This is a genomic window from Quisquiliibacterium transsilvanicum, assembly GCF_014202215.1.
Lineage (GTDB): Bacteria > Pseudomonadota > Gammaproteobacteria > Burkholderiales > Burkholderiaceae_E > Quisquiliibacterium > Quisquiliibacterium transsilvanicum.
The window spans coordinates 332,414-353,767 of record NZ_JACHGB010000003.1 but is presented as its reverse complement, the minus strand read 5'-3'; the positions used below and the strand labels follow the sequence as shown (position 1 = coordinate 353,767).

Annotated in this window: 23 protein-coding genes; 12 read left to right on the top strand and 11 right to left on the bottom strand. The window is 70.3% G+C overall.

The annotated features are described in order from the left end of the window. Nucleotides 1-128 precede the first annotated feature (128 nt). The 3 genes from HNQ70_RS20630 to HNQ70_RS08185 all read left to right on the top strand — a co-directional run bounded on the left by HNQ70_RS20630 (nt 129) and on the right by HNQ70_RS08185 (nt 1,720). The gene (locus HNQ70_RS20630) at nt 129-710 is read left to right on the top strand and encodes a histone H1-like repetitive region-containing protein (protein WP_183966181.1); all 582 of its coding nucleotides are present in this window, start codon (nt 129-131) and stop codon (nt 708-710) included. 136 nt (nt 711-846) lie between these two features. After that, nucleotides 847-1,404: a YggT family protein gene (locus HNQ70_RS08190; protein WP_183966179.1), complete on the top strand. Its 558-nt coding sequence runs from the start codon at nt 847-849 to the stop codon at nt 1,402-1,404. Further along, nucleotides 1,388-1,720, top strand: coding sequence for a DUF167 domain-containing protein (locus HNQ70_RS08185; protein ID WP_183966177.1), 333 nt, complete (start codon nt 1,388-1,390; stop codon nt 1,718-1,720). The genes HNQ70_RS08190 and HNQ70_RS08185 overlap by 17 nt, the downstream gene beginning before the upstream one ends. Nucleotides 1,721-1,825: 105 nt before the next feature. Here HNQ70_RS08185 and HNQ70_RS08180 read toward each other — a convergent pair whose 3' ends face one another. The 8 genes from HNQ70_RS08180 to HNQ70_RS08145 all read right to left on the bottom strand — a co-directional run bounded on the left by HNQ70_RS08180 (nt 1,826) and on the right by HNQ70_RS08145 (nt 8,354). Continuing rightward, nucleotides 1,826-2,767 carry a carbohydrate kinase family protein gene (locus tag HNQ70_RS08180; RefSeq protein ID WP_183966175.1) on the bottom strand — a complete coding sequence of 314 codons (942 nt, stop codon included), beginning with the start codon at nt 2,765-2,767 and terminating at the stop codon, nt 1,826-1,828. A gap of 26 nt (nt 2,768-2,793) precedes the next feature. Continuing rightward, nucleotides 2,794-3,801 (bottom strand): DUF3426 domain-containing protein, encoded by a 1,008-nt coding sequence (locus HNQ70_RS08175; protein WP_183966173.1) that lies wholly within the window; start codon nt 3,799-3,801, stop codon nt 2,794-2,796. A 10-nt stretch (nt 3,802-3,811) separates the two neighbouring features. After that, nucleotides 3,812-4,729 carry a 50S ribosomal protein L11 methyltransferase gene (gene prmA, locus HNQ70_RS08170; protein WP_183966171.1) on the bottom strand — a complete coding sequence of 306 codons (918 nt, stop codon included), beginning with the start codon at nt 4,727-4,729 and terminating at the stop codon, nt 3,812-3,814. A gap of 19 nt (nt 4,730-4,748) precedes the next feature. Next, nucleotides 4,749-6,113: an acetyl-CoA carboxylase biotin carboxylase subunit gene (gene accC / locus HNQ70_RS08165; RefSeq protein WP_183966169.1), complete on the bottom strand. Its 1,365-nt coding sequence runs from the start codon at nt 6,111-6,113 to the stop codon at nt 4,749-4,751. A 15-nt stretch (nt 6,114-6,128) separates the two neighbouring features. Next, nucleotides 6,129-6,587, bottom strand: coding sequence for an acetyl-CoA carboxylase biotin carboxyl carrier protein (accB, locus tag HNQ70_RS08160; protein ID WP_183966167.1), 459 nt, complete (start codon nt 6,585-6,587; stop codon nt 6,129-6,131). Between the two features lie 27 nt (nt 6,588-6,614). Next, nucleotides 6,615-7,052, bottom strand: coding sequence for a type II 3-dehydroquinate dehydratase (aroQ, locus tag HNQ70_RS08155; RefSeq protein ID WP_183966165.1), 438 nt, complete (start codon nt 7,050-7,052; stop codon nt 6,615-6,617). A 169-nt stretch (nt 7,053-7,221) separates the two neighbouring features. Further along, nucleotides 7,222-7,767, bottom strand: coding sequence for a TlpA family protein disulfide reductase (locus HNQ70_RS08150; protein ID WP_183966163.1), 546 nt, complete (start codon nt 7,765-7,767; stop codon nt 7,222-7,224). Further along, complete coding sequence (locus tag HNQ70_RS08145) at nt 7,764-8,354, bottom strand: hypothetical protein (RefSeq protein WP_183966161.1); 591 nt, start codon at nt 8,352-8,354, stop codon at nt 7,764-7,766. Before HNQ70_RS08145 ends, HNQ70_RS08150 begins: the two co-directional genes overlap by 4 nt. A gap of 98 nt (nt 8,355-8,452) precedes the next feature. Here HNQ70_RS08145 and mpl point away from each other — a divergent pair, with 98 nt between their 5' ends. The 7 genes from mpl to mtgA all read left to right on the top strand — a co-directional run bounded on the left by mpl (nt 8,453) and on the right by mtgA (nt 15,856). Further along, a complete protein-coding gene (gene mpl, locus HNQ70_RS08140) occupies nt 8,453-9,862 on the top strand; it encodes a UDP-N-acetylmuramate:L-alanyl-gamma-D-glutamyl-meso-diaminopimelate ligase (RefSeq protein WP_183966159.1) in 1,410 nt (469 codons plus the stop codon). Beyond that, a complete protein-coding gene (locus tag HNQ70_RS08135; protein WP_183966157.1) occupies nt 9,847-10,437 on the top strand; it encodes a YqiA/YcfP family alpha/beta fold hydrolase in 591 nt (196 codons plus the stop codon). Before mpl ends, HNQ70_RS08135 begins: the two co-directional genes overlap by 16 nt. Then, nucleotides 10,437-11,177 carry a 3-oxoacyl-ACP reductase FabG gene (fabG, locus tag HNQ70_RS08130; RefSeq protein ID WP_183966155.1) on the top strand — a complete coding sequence of 247 codons (741 nt, stop codon included), beginning with the start codon at nt 10,437-10,439 and terminating at the stop codon, nt 11,175-11,177. Before HNQ70_RS08135 ends, fabG begins: the two co-directional genes overlap by 1 nt. A gap of 136 nt (nt 11,178-11,313) precedes the next feature. After that, a complete protein-coding gene (locus HNQ70_RS08125; protein WP_183966153.1) occupies nt 11,314-13,242 on the top strand; it encodes a ribonuclease catalytic domain-containing protein in 1,929 nt (642 codons plus the stop codon). A gap of 35 nt (nt 13,243-13,277) precedes the next feature. Next, a complete protein-coding gene (locus HNQ70_RS08120) occupies nt 13,278-14,168 on the top strand; it encodes an energy transducer TonB family protein (protein ID WP_183966151.1) in 891 nt (296 codons plus the stop codon). A 54-nt stretch (nt 14,169-14,222) separates the two neighbouring features. Beyond that, entirely contained in the window at nt 14,223-15,062 is an 840-nt protein-coding gene (gene aroE / locus HNQ70_RS08115; RefSeq protein WP_183966149.1) for a shikimate dehydrogenase, read from the top strand. Between the two features lie 65 nt (nt 15,063-15,127). After that, complete coding sequence (mtgA, locus tag HNQ70_RS08110; RefSeq protein ID WP_343060689.1) at nt 15,128-15,856, top strand: monofunctional biosynthetic peptidoglycan transglycosylase; 729 nt, start codon at nt 15,128-15,130, stop codon at nt 15,854-15,856. Nucleotides 15,857-15,932: 76 nt separating this feature from the next. Here the strand turns inward: mtgA and HNQ70_RS08105 are convergent, their stop codons facing one another. Beyond that, entirely contained in the window at nt 15,933-16,976 is a 1,044-nt protein-coding gene (locus HNQ70_RS08105; protein ID WP_183966147.1) for a zinc-dependent alcohol dehydrogenase family protein, read from the bottom strand. A gap of 245 nt (nt 16,977-17,221) precedes the next feature. On the opposite strand from HNQ70_RS08105, the gene HNQ70_RS08100 reads away from it, so the two are divergent. Beyond that, nucleotides 17,222-18,061 (top strand): enoyl-CoA hydratase/isomerase family protein, encoded by an 840-nt coding sequence (locus tag HNQ70_RS08100; protein WP_183966145.1) that lies wholly within the window; start codon nt 17,222-17,224, stop codon nt 18,059-18,061. A gap of 212 nt (nt 18,062-18,273) precedes the next feature. Beyond that, a complete protein-coding gene (mgtE, locus tag HNQ70_RS08095) occupies nt 18,274-19,785 on the top strand; it encodes a magnesium transporter (RefSeq protein WP_183966143.1) in 1,512 nt (503 codons plus the stop codon). Between the two features lie 53 nt (nt 19,786-19,838). Here the strand turns inward: mgtE and phoU are convergent, their stop codons facing one another. Then, nucleotides 19,839-20,534, bottom strand: a complete 696-nt coding sequence (gene phoU / locus HNQ70_RS08090; protein ID WP_183966141.1) for a phosphate signaling complex protein PhoU — start codon at nt 20,532-20,534, stop codon at nt 19,839-19,841. Between the two features lie 28 nt (nt 20,535-20,562). Further along, entirely contained in the window at nt 20,563-21,348 is a 786-nt protein-coding gene (gene pstB, locus HNQ70_RS08085; protein WP_183966139.1) for a phosphate ABC transporter ATP-binding protein PstB, read from the bottom strand. Nucleotides 21,349-21,354: the final 6 nt, after the last annotated feature.

The window sequence follows — 21,354 nt, the reverse complement described above, 5'->3', positions numbered from 1 at the left end:
GGATTCATTAGCGTAGGGATGCGGCGAAATGCCGCGGACGTTCCTGCGCCGATGAATGGCCCGTGCAGCGCCGCTGACGCTCTGCAACGGGTTTCCATGATAGCGATGCCAACCTAAGGAGAGTCCAGATGGCGAGCGCCAAGAAACCCGCGGCCAAGAAGGCGGCGGCGAAGAAGCCTGCAGTGAAGAAGGCCGTCGCGGCGAAGCCCGCGGCGAAGAAGGCCGTGGCAGCCAGGCCGGCGGCTGGGAAGGCGGTCGCGGCGAAGAAGCCGGCGGCCAAGAAGGTCGTCGCTGCGAAGAAGGTTGCGGCGACGAAAGTGACCGCTGCCAAGAAGGGTGCGGCCAGCAGGGTCACGGCTGCGAAGAAAGCGGTGGCCACGAAGGTGAGCGCCGTCAGGAAGGCGGTGGCCAGCAAGGTGACGGCTGCGAAGAAGGCCGTTGCGAAGCAGGCAGCAGTGGCGAAGAAGGCAGTGGCCAAGAAGGCAGTGGCCAAGAAGGTTGCCGTGGCGAACAAGCCGGCCGCGAAGAAGGCCGCTGCGAAGCCCGTGGCGGCGAAGGCCGTAGCCAGGCCCGCCGCGAAGAAGGCTGCGCCGGCGAAGGCCGTGCCGAAGAAGGCGGTGGCGGCGAAGAAGGCCGTTGCGCGCAAGGGGGTGGCGAAGCCGGTGAACCCGGCAACGGCCTGGCCGTTTCCGACCGGTCCCAAGCCCTGAGGATTCCGCGCCCGGCCGCCTGCGGGCGGCCGCGGATGCGCTCCGGCACCCGCCTCGGGCAGCACCGGGGCGGGTTTTTTTTGTGCGACAATCGGCCGCACTTTCCGAACGACGGGCCCTCGCGCCTGCCCGCCGCATGTCCCGTGCACTCTGGTTCCTGATCGAGACCCTGGGCAGCCTGCTCGCCACCGCGTGCCTGCTGCGGGCGGCGGCAATGCGCTTCCAGCTGCCGCCCCGCAACCCCGTCAGCCAGTTCGTCATTGCGATCACCGACTGGCTGGTGCGCCCGCTGCGCAAGGTGCTTGCGCCGTCGCGCGGCAACGACTGGGCGAGCCTGGCCGCCGCAGTGCTGATCGCACTTGCGCTCGGCCTGGTCTGGGCGGTGATGTTCGCGCGCGGCTCCGATCCGAAATTCATCGCGGTCATCCCGCTGGCGGTGTTCTGGCTGGTCAAGTGGGCCATCTACCTCGTGATGGGCCTGGTGCTGCTGCACGCAGTGCTGTCCTGGGTCAATCCGCAGGCGCCGGTGGCGCCCACCATCGAGCAGCTCACGCGGCCCTTCCTTGCGCCGCTGCGGCGCGTCGTGCCGCTGATCGGCGGCGTCGATCTCTCGCCGCTGATCCTGATCGTGATCGCGCAGGTGCTCCTGACGCTCTTCGAGTCCCTGTTCTTCTCGCTTGTCGCAGCGGCCTGAACCGCAGTCGTCGAGCGACGACGGCTGGCTCGAGCCGGTCGCCGGCGGCTGGTCGCTTCTGCTGTGGGTGCAGCCAGGCGCGCGCCGCACCGAGGTGCAGGGCATCGCCGACGGGCGCCTGAAGCTTCGGCTGGCTGCGCCGCCGGTGGATGGCAAGGCCAACGAGGCCCTGCAGCGTTGGCTGGCGGATCGCCTGGGCCTCAGGCTGCGCGAGGTGGAGCTGGTCTCGGGGCAGACGGGCAGGCGCAAGCGAGTGCGTCTGGAGTGCGGGCTGCCGGAGGGAGAAGTCAGGCAGCTGCTGCTCGGCAGCGCCTAGTCCGGCGCAGCCGATTTGCCGGACTTGCCGGTCTCGCCGGTGCAGCAGGGCCGGCCGCCGTCGCCGCGATTGGGTTGGCGGGCGGCCATGCTGCCCGGCAGCGAGCTACCAGGGCCGCGCGCCGTACGCAGCCGCGTGCCGCGCCGCGACCTCGTCCAGCACGATCGGATGGTTCTGCGCGCCCTGGTGTTCGATCTTCAGCGCGCCCATCGTGCTGCCGAGACGGGCCGAAGCCACCCAGTCCCAGCCCAGCGAGCGGCCATGCAGCAGGCCGCCGCGGAAGGCGTCGCCGCAGCCGGTCGGGTCGACCGTAGCCGTCACCTGGCAGGCGGGGATCGCGGTGCGGGTGCCGCCGGTCCAGACCTGTGCGCCGTCGGCGCCAAGGGTGACGATCAGCGCCTCGACGCGCGCGGCGATCTGCTCCTCGCTCCATCCTGTGCGTTCGGACAGCACGCTGCTTTCGTAGTCGTTGACCGCCACCGCGGTCGCGGCGTCGATCAGCGCGCGCAGCTCTTCGCCGTCGAACATCGGCAGGCCCTGTCCGGGGTCGAAGACGAAGGGCACTCCTGCTTCCCGGAACTGGCGCGCATGCGTGAGCATGGCCTCCTTGCCGTTGGGCGCCACGATGCCGAAGGCGGCCGGCAGCGCATCGTGCACCGACACCGTGTGCGCCTGTGACATGGCGCCCGGATGGAAGGCGTTGATCTGGTTGTCGGAGAGGTCGGTGGTGATGAAGGCCTGCGCGGTGTAGTGGTCGTCGAGCGTCTTCACCTGGGCGGTGTCGATGCCCTGCGCGCGCAGGCGCGCCAGGTAGTCGCCGGCGTCGCGCCCCACGGTGGCGAGCACCATCGGGCTGCCGCCGAGGCCTTTCAGGTTGTAGGCGATGTTCGCCGCGCAGCCGCCGAACTCACGATTCATCCGCGGCGCGAGGAAGGACACGTTGAGCATGTGGACCCGGTCGGGAAGGATGTGGTCCTTGAAGTGCCCTTCGAACACCATGATGGTGTCGTAGGCGACCGAGCCGCTGATCAGCACGCGTTGCGTCATCTGGGATCCTTGGGGAGAGAGGCGGTTCAGGGGGCGACGAGCCGGACGCGGTAGCCGGTGGGCGCGGCCTCGCGCACCTCGATCGCCGCGCGCAGCGGCTGCTCGGCGCGCGGGCCCACGCCCACGCGCATTGCCGCGGCAGCGTCCTGCAGATAGTCCGGCGGCCGGAGCACCCTGCGCACCACCACCTCGCCTGCATCGTCGAGCAGCGACAGCTCGAGCGCAGGCCATTGCACGACGTGGCCGGTGCGGTTGCGCAGCAGCGCGCTGACCGCGTAGAGGGTGTCCTCCGCCGCAGGCTGAAGCTCGAAGGATTCGATGGTGAGCGAACCGATCTCCAGCGGCGGCGTCACCCGGAGCCCCAGCGGGGCCAGCGTCGCCGCCAGCACGGGGCCGATCGAGGGCATCCGCGACGCCAGCCAGTCGCGTCCGCCGATCGTCAGTTGCAGCAGCAGCAGCGCGGCAAGCGCCACCGACACCACCGAAGCGAAGGCGGCGCCGCGGCTCGAGAAGCCCCGCGCGCTGCGCTCGTCGGCGAAGAAGTCGACCGCGTCCGCCTCGTCGTCGTCGCGCGGCTGGGCAAGCGCAGCGGCCGGCGCCCTGACGCGCGGCTGCCCAGGCTCACGCTCGACAGGCTCACGCTCGACAGGCTCACGCTCGACAGGCTCAGGCTCGGCAGGCTCAGGCTCGACAGGCTCAGGCTCGACAGGCTCAGGCTCGACAGGCTCAGGCTCGACAGGCTCAGGCTCGACAGGCTCAGGCTCGGCAGGCTCAGGCTCGGCAGGCTCAGGCTCGACAGGCTCAGGCTCGATCCGCTCCGCCGAGGCGGTCTCGCGCCGCAGCGACGGGGGCAGGATGGCCGCGCTCGCCGCCACCGGCTGGCCGGTGAGGTCCTCGACGTAGCGCAGCGAATCGATGCCCGAGAAGACGTGGTGGCAGACGCCGCAGCGCACCAGTCCGCGACGCAGCTTCAGCTGGTCGGGCACCACCTTGAAGCTGGTCTTGCACTGCGGGCAGGTCGTTGCGAGGGCCATCGACCGGGGATCATCGACGCTTCGCGCCGGCCAGACAAGCCCAGCCCTCGCGTTCGGCGTAGACGGTGAGGTCGATCAACGGGTAGGCGGCCGCGACTTCGGCTGCCTGCCGGTCGAGCAGTCCGGCCAGCACCAGGCGGCCGCCGGGCGCCACCAGCGCCGAAAGCATCGGCGCAAGCACCTTCAGGGGGTTCGACAGGATGTTGGCGACGACTACGTCGGCCGGCACGGGAGGGGCTTCGGTGCTGAGACGGACGTCGATCTCTACGCCGTTGACCAGTGCGTTGGCCCGGGTGCTGGAAACCGCCTGAGGGTCGATGTCGACGCCGACAACCGCGCCCGCGCCAAGGCGCGCGGCGGCGATGGCGAGGATGCCCGAGCCGCAGCCGTAGTCGATCACGCGCTCGCCGGGTCGCAGGTGCTCGCCCAGCCACTGCAGGCACATGTGGGTGGTGGGGTGGCTGCCGGTGCCGAAGGCCAGGCCGGGGTCCAGGACGATGGTGATCCGGTCGTCCGCATTGCCATCAGCCTGGCGGGCGAGTTCGTCCATGTGCCAGGACGGCGTGATCAGCAGACGGTCGCCGACCGGGATCGGCGTGAACTGCGCCTGCGAGGCGCCCACCCAGTCGCGGTCGGCGAGCTCATGCACTTCGAACGCTTCCGGGGCGTGCAGTCCGGCTTCCGTCGCGGCGCGGGCGAGCACCGCGGCCGGGTCGTCGTCCTCGGCGATCAGCACGGTCAGTCGGGTGCGGTCCCAGCCGGCCCGGACCGCGGGGATTCCCGGCTCGCCGTAGATCGCCTGCTCGTCGGGGGAGTCGGCGTCGGCGTCCTCGGCCTGCACCGACAGGGCGCCGGCCTCGAGCAGGGCGTCGGACCAGTGGTCGACCTCGTCGGCGCCGGCCAGGAAAATGAGCTCGCGAAGGGACATGGGGCGGACTCCGGCGGCGCTATTCGCCGGCCCCCGTGCCCTTGCGCTGGGCGAGGCGCTGCTCGAGGTAGTGGATCGAGGTGCCTCCGGTGACGAAGTTGGCGTCGGTGAGCAGCTCGCGGTGCAGCGGGATGTTGGTGAAGATGCCGTCGACCGCCATCTCGGACAGCGCGATCCGCATGCGCCGCAGCGCCTGCTCGCGGGTGTCGCCGTAGGCAAGCACCTTGCCGATCATCGAATCGTAGTTCGGCGGCACGAAGTAGTTTGTGTAGGCATGCGAATCGACACGGATGCCAGGCCCGCCGGGAGGGTGCCAGGCGGTGATACGCCCGGGCGACGGCGTGAAGCGGTAAGGGTGCTCGGCGTTGATCCGGCACTCGATCGCGTGGCCCTTGATCTGCACGTCGCGCTGGCGATGCGAGAGCTTTTCGCCGGCGGCGATCAGGATCTGCTGCTGGACGATGTCGATGCCGGTGACGAGCTCGGTGACCGGATGCTCCACCTGGACGCGGGTGTTCATCTCGATGAAGTAGAACTCGCCGTTCTCGTACAGGAATTCGAAGGTGCCGGCGCCGCGGTAGGCGATCTTCCTGCAGGCGTCAGCGCAGCGCGCGCCGATCCGGTCGATCAGCCGGCGGGCGATGCCGGGGGCCGGTGCCTCTTCGATGATCTTCTGGTGGCGCCGCTGCATCGAGCAGTCCCGCTCGCCGAGGTAGATCGCGTTACGGTACTCGTCGGCGAGCACCTGGATCTCGATGTGCCGCGGGTTCTCGAGGAATTTCTCCATGTAGACCGCTGGATTGCCGAAGGCGGCGCCGGCCTCCGAGCGGGTCATGGTCACGGCGTTGAGCAGCGCTGCTTCGGTGTGGACGACGCGCATGCCACGGCCGCCGCCGCCGCCGGCCGCCTTGATGATCACCGGATAGCCGACTGCGCGCGCGATCCGGACGATTTCCTTCGGGTCCTCCGGCAGCGCGCCTTCCGAGCCGGGCACCACCGGCACGCCGGCCTTCCTCATCGCGTCCTTGGCCGAAACCTTGTCGCCCATCAGGCGGATGGAGTCCGGGCGGGGGCCGATGAACACGAAGCCGCTCATCTCGACCCGCTCGGCGAAGTCGGCGTTCTCGGACAGGAAGCCGTAGCCGGGGTGGATGGCTTCGGAGTCGGTGACCTCGGCGGCGCTGATGATCGCCGGAATGTTCAGGTAGCTGTCACGCGAGGGCGCGGGCCCGATGCAGACCGACTCGTCGGCCAGCTTCACGTACTTGGCTTCGGTGTCGGCCTCGGAGTGCACGACCACGGTCTTGATGCCGAGTTCGCGACAGGCGCGTTGGATCCGCAGCGCAATCTCGCCGCGGTTGGCAATGAGGATCTTCTCGAACATCGGTGGCCTGTCCGGTCACTCGATCACGAACAGCGGCTGACCGTATTCCACCGGCTGCCCGTTCTCGACGAGGATTGCCTTGATGACGCCGGCCTTGTCCGCTTCGATCTCGTTGAGCAGCTTCATCGCCTCGATCAGGCAGACCGTGTCGCCGACCTTGACCGTCGCTCCAACCTTGGTGAACGCCTCGGCGCCGGGCTGCGGCGCGCGGTAGAACGTGCCCACCATCGGCGACTTGACGATGTGGCCGGCAGGAAGCGCAGGCGCCGAATCGACGGGTGCCGCGGCTGCGGCCGCGGGCGGAGCCGGCGGCGCGGCCGGCACGGGCGCCGGCGGCGCCATCATCTGCACCGACGCGACGGGCGGGGGGTTCTTGACGATCCGCACCTTGCCTTCGCCTTCGGTGATCTCCAGTTCGGAGATCCCTGACTCGGAAACGAGGTCGATCAGGGTCTTGAGTTTGCGCAAATCCATCGAGATTGCTCCGGTGGCCATGTCGGCCTATCGCTTGAGGGTTTCGATGCCGTGCTGCAGCGCCATGCGGTATCCGCCTGCGCCGAGCCCGGCGATCACGCCCACCGCCAGGTCGGACAGGAACGACCGATGGCGGAAGGGCTCTCGCTTGTGCACGTTCGAGAGGTGCACTTCGATGAAAGGAACGGCAACCGCCGCCAGCGCATCGCGGATCGCGACGCTGGTATGCGTGTATGCCGCAGGATTGATGACGATGAACCCGACCTCCGCTGCCGGAGCGTGCTGGATGTGGTCGACCAGCGCGCCCTCGTGATTGGACTGGAAGGTCTCCACGCGCACGCCATCGGCCTCGCCAAGCGCGATGAGTTCACGATCGATGTCGGCAAGGGTGGCCGCGCCATAGATCGAGGGCTCGCGGCTGCCGAGCAGGTTCAGGTTGGGGCCGTGAATCACCCAGATCAGCATCGATTGGTCCGGTTTCCAGGATGCACGCGCAGGAGCGAAAGCCCCGTCGCCGGAAAGAAGGCGCGATTTTGCGCGCGGTTACCGGATCTTGTCCAGTGTTTCCAGGAGATTCGAAGCATTTTGGGTGCCGGGAATGCGGCAGGGGAGCCGGCGGCGGTGGCTGCGGCCCTCAGCTGCCGGCCCTGGCGATGGTGGCGAGCACGGTGGCTCTCAACTGTTCCAGCTTGATCCGGCCGAGCTTGCGGTCGATCACGCGGCCATCTGCGTCGATCACGACAGTATACGGCAAGGCGCCGCTGACATTGCCAAGCTGGCGCGCGAGCTCGGTGCCGCCCATGCCTGCGACGACGAGCGGGTAGGGATAGTGGTCTTTCTCCGCAAAAGCCTTGATGTTCGATGCCGAATCTATCCCGATGCCGACGACCAGCGCGTTGCGCCCGGAGATTTCACGGTGCAGGCCGGCGAGCTCAGGCATCTCCTCCACGCAGGGCGGACACCAGGTGGCCCAGAAATTGAGCACCACGGTCTTGCCCCGAAGCGAGGCGAGATCGAGGCTGCCGCCGGCCGAATCCGGCAGGGTCTGGCCATAGAGCAGCCGGGTGGCGGCCTCCGAAGCCGGCTGCGGCGCATACCGGCGCCAGGCGAACCATCCGCCCAGCGAGGCGAAGCCGGCGGCGACGCCGCCATAGAGCAGGGCTCGGCGCGCGGGGGTCATCGGGCGGCCTCCAGCCGGGCGACCAGCGCAGCGCGGTCGCCGCGATCCGGCTGTCGGCCGGTGCCTGCGCGCAGCGCGCCGCGCAGATCGTCGGAGCGGTAGATCGAAAGCATCACCGGTTCGCCTTGCCAGTCGAAGCCGACGGCTTCCACTTCACCGTGGCCGCGGAAGTGCGGCACCGAATCGGAGTCGAAGTCGACCTTGTGGTCGAGCAGCCAGAACTGGACTTCCTTGCCGTTGTCATGGAAGAGCTGGAGGTGGATGGGGGCATGTTCGGCGACGATGCCCTTCCAGACACCGCCGGTGACCAGTGGGTGGAAGGCAGCGAGCTGCTCCATCAGCGCCGCGGCAGTGCGGCGCATCCGGTCGACCCGCTGCGCGTGGCCTTCGTCGAAGAGCTCGAGGTGCTCGCGCAGAGCCTCGTCGATCTCGTCGTTGTCCGGCAGCGATCCTTTCGGGGCCCGCCCGCCGCAGAGCTCCCGCGCGGCCCTGAACTTCGCGTTGCCATAGTCCAGGCCGCCGTCGGCGATCAGCCTGGCCGCGGCGGCAGCGATCTCGCGCCGCAGGCCATCGTGTCCGGAATCCATGGGCGGCAGTCTACCGGAGCCCGGCCGGGCCGGCGAAAGGCCTACGGTAGAATCCCGGGCTTCCGCCGCGCGCTCCGGGCGCCCACCCGACAGTCTCGATGCACATCCACGTCCTCGGCATCTGCGGTACCTTCATGGGCGGGGTCGCCGCGCTGGCGCGCGAGGCGGGCCACCGCGTCACCGGCTGCGACGCCAACGTCTATCCGCCGATGAGCGACCAGCTGAGCGCGCTGGGAATCGATCTCATCGAAGGCTACGAGCCCGCGCAGCTTGCGCTGCAGCCTGATCTCTGGGTGGTGGGCAACGTGGTGACCCGCGGCAACCCCCTGATGGAGGCCATCCTGGACGCCGGGCTGCCCTTCACATCGGGGCCGCAGTGGCTCGCGGAGCAGGTGCTGCACGGACGCCGCGTGCTCGCGGTGGCCGGCACCCACGGCAAGACCACCACTGCTTCGATGCTTGCCTGGCTGCTCGAGGACGCCGGGCTGGCGCCGGGATTCCTGATCGGCGGCATGCCGTCCAACTTCGGGGTGTCGGCGCGGCTGGGCGGCAGCGACCTGTTCGTGATCGAGGCGGACGAGTACGACACCGCCTTCTTCGACAAGCGCTCGAAGTTCGTTCACTACCGGCCCCGGGTGGCGGTCCTGAACAACCTCGAGTTCGATCACGCCGACATCTTCCCCGATCTCGCCGCCATCGAGACACAGTTCCACCATCTGGTGCGGATCGTTCCGCGCATCGGCACGCTGGTGGTCAACGGCGCCGACGAGGCGCTCGCCCGCGTGCTGGCGCGCGGAGCCTGGAGCGCCCGGGAGGATTTCGACACGCCCGCCGGCTGGCATGTCGGCGAAGTGGAGGAGTCGGCCGAGGCCAGCGAGTTCGACGTGCTGCGCGGCGAGCTCCGGGTCGGCTGCGCGCGTCTGCCGATGCCCGGCACGCACAGCCGTTCCAATGCGCTGGCGGCGCTGGCGGCGGCGGCCTGCGTGGGGGTCCCGGCCGAGTCCGCAGTGCAGTCGCTGGAGGGCTTCGCGGGCGTCGCGCGCAGGATGCAGGTGCGCGGCGTCGAAGCCGGGGTCACCGTGATTGACGACTTCGCCCATCACCCCACTGCGATCGAAACCACCATCGCCGGCCTGCGGGCGCGGCTCGCGCCCGGCGAGCGCATCCTCGCGGTGCTCGAGCCGCGCTCGAACACGATGAAGCTCGGCACGATGAAATCGCGGCTTGCCGCAAGCCTGGCGGGCGCCGATTTCGTTTATTGCTACTCCGGCGGCATCGGCTGGGACGTCGGGCAAGCGATGGCGCCGCTGGGCGCCCGGGTCATGGTCCGCGACGGGCTCGACGCGCTGGTCGCGGCGATCGCTGGCGAGGCCCGGCCCGGCGACCGGGTGCTGGTCATGAGCAATGGCGGCTTCGGCGGCATCCACCGCCTGCTGCTCGACGCGCTCGCGGCGCGCGCTGTCGCGGCCGGCGGCCGAGCCGAAGGCCCGCAATGCAATCCCGGCTGATCTACCTGCACGGGTTCCGCTCGTCGCCGCAGTCGTTCAAGGCCCGGCTGCTGGCGCGGCGGATGGACGAACTCGGCATGGCCGGACGCTTGGTCTGCCCCCAGCTACCGGCGTCGCCGAAGGCTGCGATCGAACTCATCTGCGGCCAGATCGCCCCGACCGCGGCCGACACCCTGGTGGGCAGCTCGCTGGGCGGCTATTACGCCACCTGGCTGGCCGAGCGCTTCGGTTGCCGGGCCGTGCTGCTGAACCCCGCGATCGACCCCGCCGACGGGCTTGGCGCCCATGTCGGCGTGCAGACCACGTATCACAGCGACGAGCCCTTCGAGTTCCGCGCGGAGTACGTCGACGAACTTCGGCCGCTGCGCATCGGTGCGCTGAGCGAGCCCGGGCGCTGCTTCCTCGTCGCCGCCAAGGGCGACGAACTGCTCGACTGGCGGGACATGGTCGGGCGCTATCCCGGCGCCCGGCGGCTGGTGCTCGAGGGCAGCGATCACGGGCTGTCGGACTTCGCCGACTATATGGACGAGGTGCTCGCGTTCGCGGGCTTCATTCAACCCAGGAAGGACGACTGATGAAACTGGAAGGCAGGGTGGCGATCGTCACCGGAGGCGCGGCCGGAATCGGGCTGAGCACGGTGCGCAGGTTCCTGCGCGAGGGCGCGCGGGTGGCGATCGTCGACATCGGCGCCGAGCGGGTCGAGGCCGCGTGCACGCAGCTTGCGGGCGAGGGCGGTGAAGTGGCCGGCTACGCGGTCGACGTGACCCAGCGGGCGCAGGTCGACGCGATGGTCGAGGCCGTCAAGGCGCGCTGGGGCCGCATCGACGTCCTGCTCAACAACGCCGGCATCACCAAGGACGCGCGGCTGGTGAAGATGACCGAGGCGCAGTTCGACCAGGTGATCGGCGTGAACCTGAAGGGCGTGTTCGAGTGCACGCAGGCCGTCGCCCCGACGATGATCGCGCAGGGCTCGGGGGTGGTCATCAACGCCTCGTCGGTGGTCGGCCTGTACGGCAACTTCGGGCAGACCAACTACGCGGCCTCGAAGGCCGGCGTCATCGGCTTCACCAAGACCTGGGCCCGCGAGCTCGGTCCCAAGGGAGTGCGCGCGGTGGCGGTGTGCCCGGGCTTCATCGAGACGCAGATCCTCGCGACCATCCCCGAGGAAGTGATGAAGAACATGGTGGATCGCGTGCCCCTGGGCCGGCTGGGCAAGCCCGACGAGATCGCCAGCGTCTATGCCTTCCTGGCCTCCGACGACGCCAGCTACATCAACGGCGCCGTCATCGAGGTTTCGGGCGGGATCATGATGTAAGCGCTGGCGCTCCCGGCAGCGCCCGGGCCGCGAGGCGCGAGGCGCGCCCCGTGCCGGGGGCTTGTTCCGGCCCCCCGTCCGCACGTCGGGCGGCAGCGGCGGCAGGCCTGGCCCCGCCCGTATAATCCCTCCGGCCATGACCCATGTCCTATTCGAGGAAGACGGCGGCTTCAAGGCCGGCACCATCCTGTCCGAGGCTCCCGCCAGCCTGCAGGTCGAACACGCCAGCGGCAAGCGCAGCAAGGTGAAGAGCGGGCACGTCGTGCTCCGCTTCGAGACCCCATCGCCAACCGAACTGCTGCCGGCCGCCCAGCGGGTGGCCGACGAGCTCGACATCGACTTCCTCTGGGAGTGTGCGCCGCGCGACGAGTTCGGTTTCACCGACCTGGCCGGCGAGTACTTCGGCGGCCGTCCCGACGCGGTGCAGGCCGCGGGTGTGCTGCTCAGGCTGCAGGGCGCCCCCATCCACTTCCAGCGCAAGGGCAAGGGCCGCTACCGCCCGGCGCCCGAGGAAACGCTGCGTCTTGCGCTTGCCGCGGTGGAGCGGCGTCGCCAGCAGGACCAGATGCTCGAGGACTACGCGCAGGCGATGGTCGAGGGCCGTCTGCCGCCGGCAATCGCCGAGCGCGCCGCGATGCTGCTGGTGAGGCCGGACAAGCAGGCCATCGAGCATCGCGCGCTGGAGCGCGCCTGCGAGCGCACCCGCAAGGCGCCGGAGCGCCTGCTGCTGGAACTCGGCGCCTTCGCCTCCGCGCACGATCTCCACTTCGCGCGCTTCGCCTTCGAGCACTTTCCGCACGGCACCGGCTTTCCGGAACTGCCGGTCGCGCCGATGCCGGAACTGGCGCTCGAGCTGTCGCCGGTCGAGGCCTTTTCGATCGACGATTCCACCACCACCGAGATCGACGACGCGCTTTCGGTGCAGACCCTGCCGGACGGCCGGCTTCGCATCGGCGTCCACATCGCGGCGCCCGCCCTGGCCATTGTCCGGGACGGCGCGCTGGATGCGCTGGCGCGCGAGCGGATGTCCACCGTCTACATGCCCGGCGGCAAGATCACCATGCTTCCCGAGGAAGCGATCCGGCCCTACTCGCTCGACGAGGGGACCGAGCGGCCGGTGCTTTCGCTGTATGCGGACCTCGACGCGGGCGGCACCGCGATTGAGCGCTGCTTCTCCACGGTGGACCGGATCCGCATCGCGGCCAACCTGCGGCATGACGCCTTCGACGACGAGGTCACCGAGGCCGTGCTGGAGGATCCGGCCGCGCCGCTGCGCTTCGGCGAGCAGCTGCGCGTCCTTTGGAAGCTCACGCTTGCGCTGTGCGCGGGACGCGAGAAGGTGCGCGGCAAGCCCGAGCCCCGCGGGCGGGCCGACTTCAGCTTCTACGTCGAGGACGGCCGGGTGCGCATCGTCCAGCGCCGCCGGGATGCGCCGCTGGACCGCATCGTGGCCGAGATGGCCATTCTCGCCAACAGCGAATGGGGCCGCCTGCTGGCCGAGCGCCAGGTGGCCGGCATCTACCGCTCGCAGCAGATGGGGCGGGTGAAGATGGGCACGCACGCGCTGCCGCACCAGGGGCTGGGGGTGGCGCAGTACGCCTGGTCCACCTCGCCGCTGCGCCGCTACATCGATCTCACCAACCAGCGCCAGCTGATCGCCGCGCTGCGCGACGAAAAACCGGCCTTCGCTGCCAACGATTCCGACCTGTTCTCTATCGTGTCGGCGTTCGATGCGCGCTATTCCGCCTACGGCGATTTCCAGTCCAACCTGGAGCGCTACTGGTGCCTGCGCTGGCTCGCGCAGGAAGGCATCACGCGCACCCAGGCGGCAGTCGTGCGCGAGGACCTCGTCCGGCTGGCCGACGCGCCGCTCTACTTCCGGCTCGCCGATCTGCCTTCGCTGCCCCCGGGGCGTCGCATCGTCGTCGACATCCTCGCCACCGACGAGATCGACCTCTCGGTGCAGGCACGTTTCGTCGAGCTCGCGCCGACCGTACCCGAGCCCCCCAGCGGCGGACTCACCGACGACGAGGCCGAGGAGGCCGAGTTCACGGAGGAGGGCTGAGCTCCCGTGAACGGATCCGGCCCGGGTTCTGAACGATGAGTGCGCTGGCCCTGCCGCGGCTGCCGCTGCGCCCCGAGGCGCTGCGCGATCCGCTGTTCGTCGGCATCGCGGTGTCGGTTCTGCTGCACCTGCTGCTCGCGGTGCTGAAGTTCGCGCCGCCCGAGCCGCTGCGGCTGGCGCCGACCGATTCGCGGATCGAGGTGGTGCTGCTCAACGCCCGCACCGAGCGCGCGCCGGTGAAGGCGGAGGTCGCCGCCCAGGTCGACATGGAGGGCGGCGGCGACCGTGACGCCGGGCGGGCGAAGTCTCCGCTGCCTGCCGAGCAGGCGGTGGCCGACGGCACCGGGCTGCGCGAGCAGCGGCGCCGGGTGCAGGAGCTCGAGGAGCAGCAGCGCCGGCTGCTGGCGCTGGCGCGCGGCCCGCAGGCCTTCGTCGAATCCGAACGCCGGCAGGCGGGCGCGCAGCCCAGCCCCAAGGCCGCCGACGCGGACGAGGTGGAGCAGGCGATCACCAGGCTGCAGGCGCAGATCGACCGCCAGATCTCCGACTACAACAAGCGCCCCAAGCGCCTCACCTACGGCATCAACGCGATCGGCGTGTCCTATGCGCGCTACGTCGAGGACTGGGCCGCGAAGATCGAGCGCATCGGCACGTCCCGCTATCCGCCCGCCGCGCGCGGCAGGCTCTACGACACGATGATCATCACGGTGGAGATCGACCGGCACGGCAACGTCGTCGACGTGATCCTCGACCGTCCCTCGAAGCATGAGGTGCTCAACCGCGCAGTGCGCGAGATCGTGCATGCGGGCGCCCCCTACGAGCGCTTCCCGCCGGAGATGGCCCGCGAGGGCGACATCCTGCAGATCGTGCGCAGCTGGACCTTCACCAACGACGCGCTGTCCACCGACTCGGTGAAGACGCCCTGACCGCCGCCGCATGAACCCGAATCCGCCCTCCCGCAGGTGCCCCAGGTGTCCCCGGTGACCGACCGCTACGCAGTGATCGGCAATCCGGTCGCGCACAGCCGTTCGCCGGCGATCCACGCGCGCTTTGCGCGGCAGACGGCGCAGGACATCGCCTACGATCGCCTGCCGGCGCCGCTCGACGGCTTCGTCGCCACCGTCGAGGCCTTCCGCGCGGCCGGCGGCAAGGGCCTGAACGTCACCGTGCCCTTCAAGGTCGAGGCCTTCGACTACTGCACGCATCGCTCCGCGCGCGCCGCGGCTGCCGGTGCGGTGAACACGCTCGCCTTTCGGGACGACGGCGTCCACGGCGACAACACCGACGGCGTGGGGCTGGTGCGCGACATCGGGCAGCGGCTGGGCTTTCGGTTCGAGGGCGCGCGCGTGCTGATGCTGGGCGCGGGCGGCGCGGCGCGCGGCGTGCTGCTGCCGCTGCTGGACGCCGGGGTGGCGCGGCTCACCATCGCCAACCGGACGGCGTCGCGCGCGCACGAGCTCGCCGCGCTGGCCGGGGATGCCCGCGCGGCAGGCTGCGGCTTCGACGCGCTGGGCAGCGCCGCGAGCGGCGAGGGCTTCGACCTGGTGGTCAACGCCACCTCCGCCGGCCTGGACGACGCCGCGCCCGCGGTGGACGAGGCGGTCTACGACGGCGTGCGGCTCGCCTACGACATGGTCTACGGCGCCCGCCCCACGGCGTTCATGCGCCAGGCGGGCGCGCGCGGCTGCCCGGCCGTGTCCGACGGACTGGGGATGCTGGTCGAGCAGGCCGCCGAATCCTTCTTCATCTGGCGCGGCGTGCGGCCGCTGACCGCGCCGGTCTACCGGGATCTGCGCGCAGAACTCGCCGCCCGCTCCTGACCGCATCGACCTTGGCACGCGCACCCAGGCGGAACTCCCGGCGGGCCTCGAAGGCGCCGCTGCTGGTGCGCATCCTCGGTGGGCTCGGCGCGTTGCCGGGCCGCGTCCTGCGACTGGCCGCCTGGCTGCTTGCCGGGCTGGTGGCGATCGTCGTGGCGGTGCAGCTCTGGTACCTGGCGCAGGTCGTGTGGCTCAAGTGGTTCGACCCGGGGACCACCAGCTTCATGAGCGAGCAGCTCGACCGCCTGCGCGAGCAGGACCCCGAAGCGCAGCTGCGCCATCGCTGGGTGCCCTACGAGGAGATCTCCCCGAGCCTGAAGCGCGCGGTGATCGCCGCCGAGGATGCCAATTTCACCGAGCACGACGGCATCGACTGGGACGCGATCGAGCGCGCCTACGAATCCAACCTGAAGAAGGGCAAGGTGGTGCGCGGCGGCTCGACGATCACGATGCAGCTGGCCAAGAACCTGTTCCTGTCCGGCCAGCGCAGCTACCTGCGCAAGGGCCAGGAGCTGGTGATCGCCTACATGCTCGAGACCGTGCTGACCAAGCGCAGGATCCTCGAGATCTACCTGAACGTCGCCGAGTGGGGCATCGGCGTGTTCGGCTGCGAGGCGGGCGCGATGCATCACATGCGCACCTCCTGCGCCAGGCTCACCCCGGCGCAGGCGGCGCGGATGGCAGCGATGCTGCCGCGGCCCCGCTTCTACGACCGCAACCGCGGCTCGGCGGCGCTGGCGCGCCGGGCCGGGATCGTGCAGCGCTGGATGTGGGACGCGGTGCCGCCGCGCTGAGGCCCGGGCCCGCCCGGTGCCCGGTGCGCCCCGGTCCCGCGCCAGGCCAGGCTCCCGGCGTCCTCTGGCTCCGGGCTCAGTCCTCGCCGACCAGCAGGATCTTGCCGTCCCGGCCGCCCTGGGCCGAATGCGCCAGCGCCTCGGCGATCCGCTCGAAGCGGTAGGTGGCGGCGATCGGCGCGGAGATCGTGCCGCTGCGCATCAGCTCGGCGAGTTCGTCGTACATCGTGCGGATGCGCTGCGCCCCGGCGCCCCGGAACCAGCTCGACAGCCAGAAGCCTTCCAGGCGTACCCCGCGGAACACCAGTTCGTGCGGGCGGATCGAGCAGTCCTCGCCGCTGAGCAGGCCATAGTTGATGACCACGCCGCCGTCGTGCAGGCAGCGCGCCAGCCGCGCGGTGGCGCGTCCGCCGATCGCGTCGAGCGCGCCGCGGATCCGCGGCTGGCCGCCGGGCGCGGGCGGCTCGCCCGCGGCGGTCTCGAAGGCGCCCACCGCCTCGGCGACCGCCGCCTGCAGCGCGTCGTCGCGGCCGCGCTCATGGTCGTCCACCACCGCCAGCGTGGCGCCACTGGCCTTCGCCGCGGCAAGCGCCTCTGCGCGCCGGACCACCGCGATCGTGCGCACGCCGCGGCGCGCAGCCAGCCGGTGCACGAAGCCCGCGACCGCCGAATTGCCTGCGTTCTGGATCACCCAGTCGCCGGCGGCCAGCGCCGGGATCGCATCGAGCATCGCCCAGGCCGAGCCCGGGTTCGCGCGCAGCATCGCCGCCTGCAGAGGATCGGTGTCCGGCGGCAGTCTGGTGACGCCCGCGGCCTTGCAGACGATGCGCTCGCACCAGGTTCCAAACACGCCGGGCAGCACCAGGTCGCCCACCGCCAGTCCCTGCACGTCCGGCCCCACCGCCTCGATGCGGCCGGCGCCTTCGTGGCCGGGCGTGTAGGGCAAGGGCGGGCGCACGCCGTAGCGCCCTTCGATCTGCAGCAGGTCCGCCGGGTTGATCGGCGCGGCCAGGATGCGGACGCTGACCTCGCCCGCGCCGGGCGCGGCGGGGTCAGCGGCATCCACGCAGCGGGCCTGCTTCTCGGGCGAGCCGAGCGCTTCGATGACGATCTTCTTCATTGCGGTGTCCTCCTGCCTGCGGGGCCCGGTGCCCGCGCTTCATGGCGGCGATCATGCCAGAGGCCTGGGCGGCCGGACTGAGGCTGGCCCCTGCCGCCGGCGGGGCATTCCGTTTCGCGCCGCGCGCGCCGCGCAGCGGTGGGCCGGACGGATCCGGATGGTTATGCTGTTCCGTCGCGATCCGGACCGGCAGCCGCCGCTGCCCGGGCCGGCAAGCCACGAACGCACCGCAGAGGAGAGCACCGATGACCCAGGCCCCACAGGAGCAGAGCTTCGCGGACGGCCGCGCCACGCTGCAGCGTCGCGCGGACGGCATCGCCGTGCTGCGGCTGTCGAACCCGCCCCAGGGCTTCATGGACGATGCCAGCGAGGCGGGGATCGAGGCGGCGATGGATGCGATCGACGCCGACGAGCGCCTGCGCGTGGTGGTCATCACCGGCGCGCAGCCAGGCGTCTTCGTCAGGCACTTCGACGTCGGCGTTCTCGAGCAGCGCGCGCGGGCGCTCGCTGCGCGCGGCCTGCGCTTCGACCCCGCGCGGCCGGTGCCGGAGGCGCCGATCCACCGGATCACGCGCCGCATCGAGGCCAGCGGCCGCATCTTCGTGGCGGCGATCAACGGCTTCGCGATGGGCGGCGGCTTCGAGCTCGCGCTGGCCTGCGACCTGCGCATCGCCGAAGAGGGCGACTACCGGATCGGCCTGCCGGAGACCAACATCGGCCTGCTGCCCGGCGGCGGCGGCACCCAGCGGCTGACCCGCCTGGTCGGCCCGGGGCGGGCGCTCGAGTGGATCCTGCTGGGCAAGACCTTCGCGCCGCGCGAGGCCGCCGCGCTCGGCCTGGTCAATGCCTGCCATGCCGGGCCGGTGCTCGAGCAGGCGCTGGAGATCGCTGCCGCACTGGTGCGACGCCATCCGTTGGCGCTCACGCACGTCAAGCGCCTGGTGCGCGGCGCTGCCGCAGCCGTCGGCGAGGCCGGCCTCGCCGAGGAGCGCACGCTGTTCTGCGATCTCTTCACCACGGCCCAGAGCATCGAGCTGATGACCGAGTTCAACGGCTCGGGCCGGTCGATCGTCGAAGCTCCCTGAGGCCCCCTGCAGCCCCTGTCGCACGCGCGTCACGCCCGCAGGGCGATGATGGGCCGCGCGTGCCAGCGCTCTATCGCATCGTGCCTCGCGCGCCTACAATGCGCGCTTCCCGGACCACGCCGACAGACGTGAACACCGTTTCCGACAGCCCCAGACACTTCGCGCGCAGCGCCAGCGGCTGATCCCCGCCCGGCCATGCGCGCCTCGAGACCATGGCCGAGCACGACCAAGAATCCCAGGACAGCGGGTCCGATGCCGCCCTGTCGACCGCGCAGCCGCGCGACGCCGAGGAGGCTTCGCGCGCCCTGCACGAGGTCCAGGAGATGCTGCGCCGCCACCGGCTGGCGGTCGAGGTGGCGCACCGGCAGCACTACGGCGAGGGCGAGGGCCGTCATGTGCTGGTCGAGCACCTGGTCGAGCGCCAGGGGCTGAACGAGCTGCGGGCGCGGCTCGACCGTCTCCACCCCGCCGACGTCGCCTACATCCTCGAAGGCCTGCCGCTCGAGGACCGCCTGGTCGCCTGGGACCTGGTCAAGGCCGAGCGCGACGGCGAGATCCTGCTGGAGGTTTCCGACGCGGTCCGCGAGACGCTGATCGACTCGATGGACCGGCACGAGCTGGTCGACGCGATCGAGTCGATGGAGGCCGACGAAATCGCCGACCTCGCGCCCGACCTGCCGCGCGACGTCGTCGAAGAGGTGCGGCGTCAGCTCAACCAGCAGGAGCGCGAGCAGCTGCGCGCCGCGATGTCCTACCCCGAGGACTCGGTCGGCGGCCGCATGTACTTCGACTTCGTCAAGGTGCGCGAGGACGTCACCCTCGAGGCCGTGCTGCGCTACCTGCGCCAGCTCGAGGAACTGCCGGAGCACACCGACCAGGTCTTCGTCGTCGATAGCCACGACCAGCTGTGCGGCGCGCTGCCGATCGACCGGCTGCTGGTCAACGAGCCCGAGGTGATGGTGGCCGACGCCATGCTGCGCGACGTGCTCACCCTGCAGGCGATGGACGACGTCGACGATGCCGCGCAGGCCTTCGAGCGCTACGACCTCGTCTCGGCCCCGGTGATCGATCCGCATGGGCGGCTGGTCGGCCGCCTCACCGTCGCCGAAGTGGTCGACGTGATCCGCGAGCAGGGCGACTACGGCCGGCTGTCGCAGGCCGGCCTGCGCGAGGAGGAAGACATCTTCGCCAGCGTCTGGGACTCGGCGAAGAACCGCTGGCTGTGGCTGGCGCTGAACCTGTGCACCGCCTTCTTCGCTTCGCGCGTGATCGGCGCCTTCGAGGGGACGATCGAGCGGGTGGCCGCGCTGGCCGCGCTGATGCCCATCGTCGCGGGCATCGCCGGCAACTCGGGCAACCAGACGATGACGCTGGTGGTGCGTTCGCTCGCCTTCGGACAGGTCACCATGGCCAACGCCTGGCGGCTGATGCTCAAGGAGTTCGCGGTCGCAGGCCTGAACGGCGTGGTCTGGGGCGGGGTGGCCGGGCTGGTCGCCTGGGCGCTCTACCGCGACACCGTCGAGGGCCCGCTGCTCGGGCTGACGATGTCGCTGGCGATGATGCTCAACCTGCTGCTGGGCGCACTGATCGCGATGGCGGTGCCGCTGGGGCTGCATCGGATGGGCCGCGATCCGGCGATCGGCTCGTCGGTGCTGCTCACCTTCAGCACCGACAGCATGGGCTTCTTCATCTTCCTGGGGCTGGCGACGCTGTTCTTCACCTAGCCACGGCCGCGCGTCGAGCGGCCGGGCGCCGGAGGCGGCGCCCGGAGAGTCCGTCAGGCGTCGCCAGAGGCGTTCGCGCGCGAGGATTTGTAGCGCAGGTCCACGCCCTCGACGATGTGGACGACGTATTCAGCGATGTTCTTGGCATGGTCGCCGATGCGCTCGATCGACTGCACCATGAAGATCATGGTCAGCGCCGGCGCCACAGGCACGAGGTGGTCGCTCAGCCGCTGCGTCAGCCCGGCAGTGAGCTCGTCGCGCAGCAGGTCGACCTCCTTGTCGCTGGCGACCACCGCCTTGGCGGCCTCGCTGTCCTGGCGAACGAAGGAGTCGATCGCGCGGCGCAGCATCTCGATCACCATCTCCGACATCAGGCGCACCCGGTCATGGGGGACCTGCGCCGTGGTGTCCAGGATGTTGCGGACCTTCTTCGCGATCTTCTTGGCCTCGTCGCCGATGCGCTCCAGGTCATTGATCATGTGGATCACCGCGATCACCTCGCGCAGGTCGATCGCGATCGGCTGGCGCCTGGCGATGATCTGGTTGCAGCGCAGGTCGGTCTCGAGGTGAAGCTGGTTCACCGACGCCTCGTCGGTGAGCACCCTGGTCACCAGCTCGAGGTCGCGCTCGAGCGCCGCGCTGACCGCGCGCTCGATCTGCCGCTCCACCAGGCCGCCCATCACGGTGACCGCGCTGCGCAGCCGCTCGATGTCGGTGTCGAAGGGCCTGTAGGTGTGTTCGTTTGACATCGCGTTCGTCTCCTCGCGCAGGCCGGGGTCAGCCGAAGCGCCCGGTGATGTAGTCCTCGGTCGCCTGCTTCTTCGGCTTGATGAAGATCTGCTCGGTCTCGCCGAACTCCACCAGCTCGCCCAGGTACATGTAGGCGGTGTAGTCGGAGATGCGCGCCGCCTGCTGCATGTTGTGGGTGACGATCGCGATCGTGTAGTCGGACTTCAGCTCGTTGAGCAGCTCCTCGACCTTGGCCGTGGAGATCGGGTCCAGCGCGCTGGTGGGCTCGTCGAGCAGCAGCACCTCGGGCTTGACCGCCACCATCCGGGCGATGCACAGGCGCTGCTGCTGGCCGCCTGACAGGCTCAGGCCGCTCTGGTTGAGCTTCTCCTTGACCTCGTCCCAGAGGGCCGCCTTGCGCAGCGCCCATTCGACGCGGTTGGCCATCTCGCTCGAGGACATCTTTTCGTAGAGGCGCACGCCGAAGGCGATGTTCTCGTAGATCGTCATCGGGAAGGGCGTGGGCTTCTGGAAGACCATGCCGACCTTGGCGCGCAGCAGGTTCACGTCCTGCTCCGGCGCCAGGATGTTGCGGCCGTTGAACATGATCTGCCCCTCGGCGTGCTGGCCGGGGTAGAGGTCGAACATCCGGTTGAAGGTGCGCAGCAGCGTGGACTTGCCGCAACCGGACGGGCCGATGAAGGCGGTCACCTGGTTGCGGGCGATGTCCAGCGAGACGCTCTTCAGGCCCTTGAACTTGCCGTAATAGAAGGAAAGATCGCGGACCTGCATCGCGCTGGCGACGGAGGCGGGAAGAAGGGTGGTGTCGGTCATGGCGGC

What these genes read in the sequence shown, in the direction of transcription:
- HNQ70_RS20630 (WP_183966181.1), top strand. Translation starts at nt 129, where the DNA reads ATGGCGAGCGCCAAGAAACCCGCGGCCAAGAAGGCGGCGGCGAAGAAG.
- HNQ70_RS08190 (WP_183966179.1), top strand. Translation starts at nt 847, where the DNA reads ATGTCCCGTGCACTCTGGTTCCTGATCGAGACCCTGGGCAGCCTGCTC.
- HNQ70_RS08180 (WP_183966175.1), bottom strand. Translation starts at nt 2,767, where the DNA reads ATGACGCAACGCGTGCTGATCAGCGGCTCGGTCGCCTACGACACCATC.
- HNQ70_RS08175 (WP_183966173.1), bottom strand. Translation starts at nt 3,801, where the DNA reads ATGGCCCTCGCAACGACCTGCCCGCAGTGCAAGACCAGCTTCAAGGTG.
- prmA (WP_183966171.1), bottom strand. Translation starts at nt 4,729, where the DNA reads ATGTCCCTTCGCGAGCTCATTTTCCTGGCCGGCGCCGACGAGGTCGAC.
- accC (WP_183966169.1), bottom strand. Translation starts at nt 6,113, where the DNA reads ATGTTCGAGAAGATCCTCATTGCCAACCGCGGCGAGATTGCGCTGCGG.
- accB (WP_183966167.1), bottom strand. Translation starts at nt 6,587, where the DNA reads ATGGATTTGCGCAAACTCAAGACCCTGATCGACCTCGTTTCCGAGTCA.
- aroQ (WP_183966165.1), bottom strand. Translation starts at nt 7,052, where the DNA reads ATGCTGATCTGGGTGATTCACGGCCCCAACCTGAACCTGCTCGGCAGC.
- HNQ70_RS08150 (WP_183966163.1), bottom strand. Translation starts at nt 7,767, where the DNA reads ATGACCCCCGCGCGCCGAGCCCTGCTCTATGGCGGCGTCGCCGCCGGC.
- HNQ70_RS08145 (WP_183966161.1), bottom strand. Translation starts at nt 8,354, where the DNA reads ATGGATTCCGGACACGATGGCCTGCGGCGCGAGATCGCTGCCGCCGCG.
- mpl (WP_183966159.1), top strand. Translation starts at nt 8,453, where the DNA reads ATGCACATCCACGTCCTCGGCATCTGCGGTACCTTCATGGGCGGGGTC.
- HNQ70_RS08135 (WP_183966157.1), top strand. Translation starts at nt 9,847, where the DNA reads ATGCAATCCCGGCTGATCTACCTGCACGGGTTCCGCTCGTCGCCGCAG.
- fabG (WP_183966155.1), top strand. Translation starts at nt 10,437, where the DNA reads ATGAAACTGGAAGGCAGGGTGGCGATCGTCACCGGAGGCGCGGCCGGA.
- HNQ70_RS08125 (WP_183966153.1), top strand. Translation starts at nt 11,314, where the DNA reads ATGACCCATGTCCTATTCGAGGAAGACGGCGGCTTCAAGGCCGGCACC.
- HNQ70_RS08120 (WP_183966151.1), top strand. Translation starts at nt 13,278, where the DNA reads ATGAGTGCGCTGGCCCTGCCGCGGCTGCCGCTGCGCCCCGAGGCGCTG.
- HNQ70_RS08105 (WP_183966147.1), bottom strand. Translation starts at nt 16,976, where the DNA reads ATGAAGAAGATCGTCATCGAAGCGCTCGGCTCGCCCGAGAAGCAGGCC.
- HNQ70_RS08100 (WP_183966145.1), top strand. Translation starts at nt 17,222, where the DNA reads ATGACCCAGGCCCCACAGGAGCAGAGCTTCGCGGACGGCCGCGCCACG.
- mgtE (WP_183966143.1), top strand. Translation starts at nt 18,274, where the DNA reads ATGGCCGAGCACGACCAAGAATCCCAGGACAGCGGGTCCGATGCCGCC.
- phoU (WP_183966141.1), bottom strand. Translation starts at nt 20,534, where the DNA reads ATGTCAAACGAACACACCTACAGGCCCTTCGACACCGACATCGAGCGG.
- pstB (WP_183966139.1), bottom strand. Translation starts at nt 21,348, where the DNA reads ATGACCGACACCACCCTTCTTCCCGCCTCCGTCGCCAGCGCGATGCAG.